This window comes from Algoriphagus antarcticus (assembly GCF_002150685.1).
In the GTDB taxonomy this organism is placed as follows: Bacteria; Bacteroidota; Bacteroidia; order Cytophagales; family Cyclobacteriaceae; genus Algoriphagus; species Algoriphagus antarcticus.
Genome location: NZ_MSSW01000116.1, coordinates 1 through 7889, shown reverse-complemented (window position 1 = coordinate 7889; position 7889 = coordinate 1). Strand labels below are relative to the sequence as shown.

The 7889-nt window shown below is 39.8% G+C and carries 6 protein-coding genes; 4 read left to right on the top strand and 2 right to left on the bottom strand.

The features are described from left to right. The first annotated feature begins 171 nt into the window (after window positions 1-171). The 4 genes from BVH04_RS24660 (at window position 172) to BVH04_RS24645 (ending at window position 4689) form a co-directional block, all read left to right on the top strand. On the top strand, window positions 172-624 hold the full coding sequence (locus BVH04_RS24660) for a YHS domain-containing (seleno)protein (RefSeq protein ID WP_086544123.1): 453 nt from the start codon (window positions 172-174) through the stop codon (window positions 622-624). Window positions 625-798: 174 nt separating this feature from the next. Continuing rightward, a complete protein-coding gene (locus BVH04_RS24655) occupies window positions 799-1857 on the top strand; it encodes an ATP-grasp domain-containing protein (protein ID WP_169714517.1) in 1059 nt (352 codons plus the stop codon). Between the two features lie 63 nt (window positions 1858-1920). Then, on the top strand, window positions 1921-2424 hold the full coding sequence (locus BVH04_RS24650) for a hypothetical protein (protein ID WP_086544121.1): 504 nt from the start codon (window positions 1921-1923) through the stop codon (window positions 2422-2424). A 108-nt stretch (window positions 2425-2532) separates the two neighbouring features. Beyond that, on the top strand, window positions 2533-4689 hold the full coding sequence (locus tag BVH04_RS24645) for a TonB-dependent receptor (protein WP_086544120.1): 2157 nt from the start codon (window positions 2533-2535) through the stop codon (window positions 4687-4689). A gap of 405 nt (window positions 4690-5094) precedes the next feature. Here BVH04_RS24645 and BVH04_RS24640 read toward each other — a convergent pair whose 3' ends face one another. After that, entirely contained in the window at window positions 5095-5616 is a 522-nt protein-coding gene (locus BVH04_RS24640; protein ID WP_086544119.1) for a hypothetical protein, read from the bottom strand. A gap of 203 nt (window positions 5617-5819) precedes the next feature. Then, the gene (locus BVH04_RS24635) at window positions 5820-7625 is read right to left on the bottom strand and encodes a hypothetical protein (RefSeq protein WP_086544118.1); all 1806 of its coding nucleotides are present in this window, start codon (window positions 7623-7625) and stop codon (window positions 5820-5822) included. Window positions 7626-7889 lie beyond the last annotated feature (264 nt).

Genomic DNA, 7889 nt, shown 5'->3' with positions numbered 1-7889 from the left:
CGACCTTTAAATAGGGCTAGCTTACTTTATTTTTGCAGGGTAGTAGAATTTTGAGATGTTTTTTCTCCAATTTGTAATGATTGCGACATTTAAATCCAGTTTATTGAAAGTGCTTTGAGTTATATGGAAGGTGCTGACTAGAAGTTTAGCGAAACTCTAAACATACTTATTATGAACAATTATTGTAAAAAGGCGGTCCTCAGTTTTTTGCTGATTCTAATGATATGCATGGCTTATGCTCAAAAGCCAGAAGTATTTTCCCAAGATGATAAAGCGATAAAAGGCTATGATCCTGTAGCTTATTTCACTCATTCCAAACCTATAATGGGTAAGGACGAATTGAAGTTTAGCCATGATGGAGCGAATTGGTATTTTTCTTCCCAGAAAAACCTTGACCTTTTCAAATCCAATCCTTCTAAATACATGCCTCAATATGGTGGATACTGCGCTTTTGGCTTGGCTGCTGGATACAAAGCCCCCATTTCTCCAGATGCATGGAAGGTAGTGGATGATAAATTGTATTTGAATTACAATAAGAAAGTGCAAGCGGATTGGATGGCCGATGAAGCTGAAATGATCAAAAAAGCGGACAAAAACTGGCCGACGGTCAAAAAGGATAAGTAGGGAATGTGATTATAGGAAAGACTGCATTTACTAGAATTATGGTTTGCTTTCATCCAGTAAAAATCCCCCTTGCCCTCCGCCGCGGCGGGAATTAACAAATTTGAACTTCAAGTATTATTCTCAAATACCTTTGTGCAGATAGGCGAATACTCATAATAAAGAATAAACATGGTAATGGAAGAAATTCTGGAAGAATCTAAGCTCTCAACAACTGATTGGGAAAAGTTGCCAGATCCAACGCGGATGTCCAATTCCTTTGAGTTTGGACCTTCTTGGTGGTTTCACTTACCCATGTTTTTACTTGGTATTTCTTGGGCTATTCGACTCCGAAAAGCAAATTTCTTTGCCGCCGCCAACCCAGCTTTGGAGAATGGTGGTTTATATAATTACTCCAAACTAACGGCTCAAAATCATTTTCCGCAGGCTAATCTGCCTTTGACTTGTCTGATTCATCCTGAGGAAGACATTGTTCTAATTTGTCAAAAGATCAATGATCAAAACATACAATTTCCTTTTATCATAAAGCCTGATATGGGAGAGAGGGGAAAAGGAGTGAAGCTGATTCGGAGCCAGATGGAACTGGAAATTTATCTGCATGATCAACCAAAGGAGGAACATTTGATTCAAGAGTTTATCGAGACGTCTCAGGAATATGGTGTGTTCTTTTTCAAGAATCCAGTGACTGGCGAATTTTCTATTCCTTCTCTGACTCGAAAAATTTCACTTCAGGTGATTGGAGATGGGATATCGAGTATTTCTTATTTGATCCAAAAGCATCCCAGAGCAAGTCGCTACCAGAATCTCTTTCAATTGGCAAACCCGGATTCAATTCCTTATCCGAATGAAATAGTAAAGCTTAGTCCGATGGGAAATCACTGTAAAGGAGCAGTATTCCTGGATTACAGTAAATACATCAGTTTTGAAATGACAGCTGCTTTTGAGCAGATTTTTGAATCTGTGAAAGGAATAAATTACGGTAGATTGGATGTGAAAGTGGATGAGTTGAAAGACCTATCTGATCCAGAAAGAATCGTCATATTGGAAGTGAACGGAGCCAATGCCGAGCCTATTCATATGTATTCTCCGGAGAAAAACTATCAAGAAGGATTAAGAACTATCAGTTCATATTTTCAAACTATGGGGATGATGGCAAAGCACAATTTGGTTGGACAAAGGAGTGAATTCAAAGAAAGAGATACTTTGAGAAGCCTTAGGACTTATCTGAAAAAGTAATAATTGTAAACATTATTCTATATTTTGACACATCTTATTTAAGACCAAAAAGTAATTGATTATATGATAGCACGTCTGAATGCTGAAGTTTTGGATCAATTGGTTGATTTTTTGGCTCAATTGAAACCCAATGATTTTTCTGATTTCTCTCCAGTTTTGAAGACCTCAAGTATCGGGCAGCATGTTCGCCATATATTAGAACTCTATGACTGCCTAGTATCTCAATATGAGTCAGGGCTAGTTTGCTATGATCATAGAAAGCGAGACAAGAGGTTAGAAACTGACGTTAATCTGGCTTTGGTGAAAATCAAAGAAATCCAATCAAATATCAGACTTCCTGATAAAGAGCTTCTCTTAAAAATGGCAGCAGGATCAGATTTTGAAACAATACGGACTAGCTACAATCGTGAGCTTTGCTACAATTTGGAGCATTGCATACATCATCAAGCATTGATCAATATTGCCTGCAATCAGCTCGACTATATTTCGCTTCCTGCTAGTTTTGGCGTAGCGAGATCGACAATCGACTATGCCAATAGCCAATCCAAGTTTGAAACTTCGAATTAGCAGATTAGAAATAGCATCAATTATGTAATAGGTGGTATTACTCTTTCGCTAAGGCGATGTTACGGTTCAATGCCTTAAATTTGTAGCTGAAACTGTACCATTACTTTCATGTCGATCTTCAATATCCAAACTCTAGCGAAGCTATCTTTTGTCGCGGGAACCAGCTTAGCTTCCCAGATTTCTTTTGGCCAAACCACCGATACCATTCCTGAAACCCAGCTGGGTGAAGTGATGGTGACTGCTCAAAAAGAAACTGAGAATCTTCAAAAAGTACCTTTCAGCTTATCAGCAATAGATGATCGAAAGGTGGAGGAAATGAACCTTTGGCAGACGAAGGATCTTCGTGGCTACATTCCCAATTTGTACTCTTCTAATCCTGGCGACAACCGAAATGTGATTTCCATCCGCGGAATTACCACGACTTCCTATGAGCCAGCGGTAGCCACTTATGTGGATGGAGTGAATCAATTTGGATTAGACACCTACTTTTTCCTGCTAAATGATGTGGAGAGAATCGAAGTTCTTCGAGGTCCACAAGGAACGCTTTATGGTAGAAATGCTATGGGAGGGGTAATGAATATCATCACTAAACCTAAGTCTGATGAGCTTTCTGGCTTTGTCCGAACCGATATCGGAAATTATGGATTTTCTAGAATTGCTGCGGGGGTAAAGACTATTGTGCTTCCACAAAAGCTATACATGGGCGTCTCTGTATTATCGGACAAATTGGACGGATACTACACAAATCTGTTTGATAACAGTGATTTTGATACCCAAAAGAACTTTCTGATCGCAGGAAATCTGAATTACCTTTTTGCAAAAAACTGGGAAGCTATAGTAAACTTTAAAAGTAACACAGGACGAAATAATGGGCCGTTTTCTCTAGCTCCAGATCCTGATTCAGCTTTGGAGAATCCATTTGTAGTCAATCAAAATGCGACTACACAGATGGTCGATGATAGCCAAAATGTTTCTCTCGTAATCAAAAACTCAGGGCCACGATTCAATTTTTCCTCACAGACGTCCTACCAGAATAACTACCGCTACTACAAAACTCCCATTGATGGGGATTTTTCGCCAATTGACGGAGTATCTATTATGAATGATTATGGGAAAGACTGGAATACCGTTTCCGTTTGGACTCAGGAATTTAGATTGGCTTCTGCAAATACTGGTCAGAAACTGAATTGGCAGGTTGGGTTCTTTGGCTTTACCTCGGATGCTCCGACTAGACAAGGGGTTTATTTTGGAGACGATGCTGCTTTGGTAGGCTCTCCGATTTCTAATTTTACTACTCTTAATACGAACATCGCTTCAGGATACGGATTCGCCTTTTTCGGGCAGGCTACTTACAGTTTGACTGAGAAATTGAAACTGACTGCTGGCTTGAGATCAGACTATGAGAAAAAGGAGTTGACCGTAGGACAGGAGCTCGACTTTGGGCAGGGTGATCCGATGGTAACTCAGCCGGATACCACTGGAAATGTGAATTACAATGCAATTTCTCCCAAAGTTGCATTGGCTTACCAGTTGGCAAATACCAATGAACTATACGGGAGCTATAGTCGTGGTTTCCGACCCGGAGGCCTGACTCAGATAGGTTCAGACCCGAGTAACCCGCCCTTATTTACTTATGATCCGGAGTTCTCGAACAACTTTGAAATCGGCAGCAAAAACTACTTTTTCAACAGAAAAATGAGAGTTAATGCAGCAGCTTTTATTACAACGATTTCAGATGTTCAAATCCCGGGGTTGATCTTGCCGGACGCGATTATAGTGACCCAAAACGCGGGCGATCTGACTAGCACAGGGGTAGAGTGGGAGATTAATACTATCCCAACGAACAATTTGAGCATTGATTGGAGCTTTGGATATACCCATGCGACGTTTGACAACTTGATGCTTCCGGGCGAATCCGGAGAAGTAGATTACTCAGGTAATAGACAGATTTTCACCCCTGAAGTGACCTCAATGGTGGCTGCACAGTGGACACCACAGTTTTTTAATTCCAAGGATTTGAACTGGATAGTTAGAGGTGAGTGGCTATACTTCGGAGAGCAGTTTATTAATTTGGAAAATACGATCAGCCAAGATGCATATCAAATCGCCAATGCTAAGTTTGGTGTGATTTCCGATACTTTGGAGTTTACTCTTTGGGCAAAAAATATCTTTGATGAAACCTACATCGATTATGCTTATAATTTCGGCCCATCCCACCTAGGCAATCCAACGACTTTTGGGTTGACGGCGATGTATAAGTTTTGAGATAGACTAGAAAATTCGAGATTACAAATAAGAAGCATCTGAGAAACTTGAAAATCATTTTCCTGCTTCTCCGAATGCCGGACTTCACCGTGATAAAAATGGAAGCCTTTGAATCATCCGATTTCAGAGGCTTTTTTATGGGAAATAAACAAAGGTTTAAAGCAAAAAAATCATGAATTAGCATTTCTCAAGTGGGGGTGAAGGTTCTATTTCGCTCCTTACTTGATGTGAGTCAGGCTTCAGACTTTTGGTTAAAGGTGAGCCTATTTGATTTACCCAACCCTTAAGACTTGGCTGAGAAGTTTTCGGTATTCAGCCATTTTTGCTTAAAAAACAAGAAATCACAATAGTGCCCTCTGCGTAAACCTCCATGCCCACTGTGGTAAATAGACCTTCAGAAAACCGCTATTCAATCTTCATAAACTCTTTGAAATACTTCACCAGATATTTGTATTCTTCTTGATCAATTTTTCCCGCTTCAATCACTTTCTCCACCACTTCGTAGATTTCATTAAATGGATAAGTTGCGCACAAATGCTCATTTTCATCCATCCATTTTTTAAGCATTTCAAGTTCATATTTATTAATATCTCCATCAGCCATGATGCCATAGCAGATTCCTTGGAGAAAGTGCAAGTCTGCTTTAGTTTTGTCTTTCTCTTCAAATTTCAGGGCATGTTTTTCAAGAATTTCTTTGAGTTCCAAAATCTCTTCGGAGCCGATAGTCCCGGTTTTTACTTTGGCAGATATTTCTTCGAAAAATGAATGAAAAGGTTCCTCGGAGCAAAGGCCTTGATGAGTCTGGCACCAAGCTTTCAGTGCCTGGTATTCGCTTATGGTAATCATGCCATCCATGGCTATACCATTTACTAAGCCATTTAAATTGTGAAAAGCTACTTGGGTTTGTGTTAAAAAGTTGTTTTCCATTTTCTGTCAAGTTTTTTATAAGATACAAAGTCTTGATAAACAATGAACTTAACTACGTGTAGTTTTTTTTGGAGGGGGGAAATTATGTGAAAAATGGTTTGAACATCTTCTATTTATCTCTATTTGACTAGCAGGTATCAGAACTTTAGTCTTTTTCTCTGGCTCTAATTGTATCCTTTTTCGAACTACGGATATTCTTTTTCTTATACCACCTCCGTTTTTAGCGATAAGCTAAATGACTCTATTTCACTTTTAATGTTTTGGAACTCTCCTTTCATTTTCCGTAAAATATCGTCTGAATCCACTTGAACTGAGCTTATCAATTCTTGATAATAACTTACACCTTCGATAAGATTGTTTCTGAATTTCTCCAAATACGCTTCCTTCTTGGCTACTTTCTCTGTGATTTTGGTGTCAAATTCCTTTTTCAAATAAGTTACATACAACTGCAATTCCTTCACAAAAACATGCGGTCTCTCTAGGTCCACGTTTAGCGATAGCTTGCCATAAATATGATCAGCCATTTCCTTAAGTGTAAACGTACCTTTGAAATAAGCTAGGTTCGGCCCAGGGCAAATAGTGACTGCGTTGAGATTCCGTCTTGGAGTTTCGCTTGCAGCCAAAATCGCCGGTGCGCTCAAACCTTCACAAAGACAGTCCTTTGCTTTCACTTTATCCATTTCTTCAGATTCAATTTCTCCCGCTTCAAATTGCTTGGCTTTGAGGTTTTGATATTGTCGGGAAGCGGTGCAAATCGGCTTGTCTGTGAATTCAGTGTTATTCATAAGAAACTTTTTGTAACAAGGACTTCCAGAACGATTTTTCTCGATTCGGTTCTGCCGCTGTTCTTCTCCTGAAGATGTTCTGAGGTTATGGAAAGGAACTCCAAGTGGGGATGCATGGCTAAGGAAGAAGTCAGATTTCTTTGCTTTGAACAAGCGATCCAAGGTAACATCATCTACAGACGTGGCTTCCGGCACGAGTAGAAACGGACTTCCCCAGCCTGTTCCATCGAGCTCATAGTACTCTCGCAAGAAGCTATCTTCGCTTGCAGTTCCTATTCCTCCTTGGTAAGTTATCTTGAATGATGGGCTTTTAAAAAGGCTATTTAGTTCTTTGTTTTCAAGTGCGTTTTGGCAGGTTTCATAAAGTGTTTGAAAAAGCTCATTTCTATTGTTTTTGAACTCTTCCAAAATCGGCCCAATCAAAAATCCATCCGTAGCAAAGGCATGACCTCCGCAGTTCAGACCAGACTCGATTCTGAATTCTGAAATCCAAAGTCCTTTCTTAGCCAAGAATTTTCCTTGGATCAAGGCAGATCTATAATCACTTACTTTTAGAATGATTCCTTTCGAAAGCTCACCAAATTGATTTGGGTAAAATTCTGAAAATTGCTCGGCATAGCTGTACAACGCAGGGTTCATTCCTGCTGAGAAAACGACTGATCCGTTAGCTTTGCTCTTCGCAAATCCTCTCAGCGCAGACAAAGCGTCTGAATATTCTCTTGGTAATTCTTTACCTGATTTGTCATGGTTGATCTTGTCCACTTTCGTCATGATGTTCACATCGACGGAACCCATGCTCAGTTTGGATTTGAATTCCTCCTTGAGTTGGAATTTCTCCGATTCTGAAGCAATTTCCAGCTTTGCAAGCAGGTCCAACAGCATGGTGTTTTCTGGCAAAAGATCCAGATATTTTCGGAATTCTGTATTCGTCGCCCAATCCTCATTGATCAACTTGCTGAATTGCTCCTCTACTAGAGATTGAGTCAAATCGAGATAAGCTGTGATTCTTTTCGCTCGATAATCTTCTTCTGTATCAACAATAGGAATGAATTCACGGACAAATTTTTTCGAGTAGATTTTTCGCATGTCTTCTAAGAGGTGATCATCCATGATGGAGACCACGCTGGAGATTCCATATTTTGCTACTTTGATCGGAGTGTCTACGGTATATCCCAGTCCCATGACAGGAATATGGAAGCTATGTGCTGCGGTTTGATAAGGCATATCTATAGGGAGAGAGTAACTTGTTTTGAAAAAGCAAAACTAGGCATGATTGTTTCCCTTATGCCTGCCAGGCCTCAGGGCAAGGAGTGACTTTTATCAGGTTTAGTGGTTCTTTTTTTTAGCCACAGAGTAGGCGGAGTTTTTCACAGAGGGCACAAGGTTTATATTTAATTATTGAGATTTAACACTGGCGTACCAACAACCAACAACTCTTCTCATTCACCATTTTAAATTTTGTGATTATACAGAATCTTGCCAGTAGAA

Excerpts from the sequence above, each read along its gene's own strand:
- BVH04_RS24660 (WP_086544123.1), top strand. The coding sequence starts at position 172 with ATGAACAATTATTGTAAAAAGGCGGTCCTCAGTTTTTTGCTGATTCTA.
- BVH04_RS24655 (WP_169714517.1), top strand. The coding sequence starts at position 799 with ATGGAAGAAATTCTGGAAGAATCTAAGCTCTCAACAACTGATTGGGAA.
- BVH04_RS24650 (WP_086544121.1), top strand. The coding sequence starts at position 1,921 with ATGATAGCACGTCTGAATGCTGAAGTTTTGGATCAATTGGTTGATTTT.
- BVH04_RS24645 (WP_086544120.1), top strand. The coding sequence starts at position 2,533 with ATGTCGATCTTCAATATCCAAACTCTAGCGAAGCTATCTTTTGTCGCG.
- BVH04_RS24640 (WP_086544119.1), bottom strand. The coding sequence starts at position 5,616 with ATGGAAAACAACTTTTTAACACAAACCCAAGTAGCTTTTCACAATTTA.
- BVH04_RS24635 (WP_086544118.1), bottom strand. The coding sequence starts at position 7,625 with ATGCCTTATCAAACCGCAGCACATAGCTTCCATATTCCTGTCATGGGA.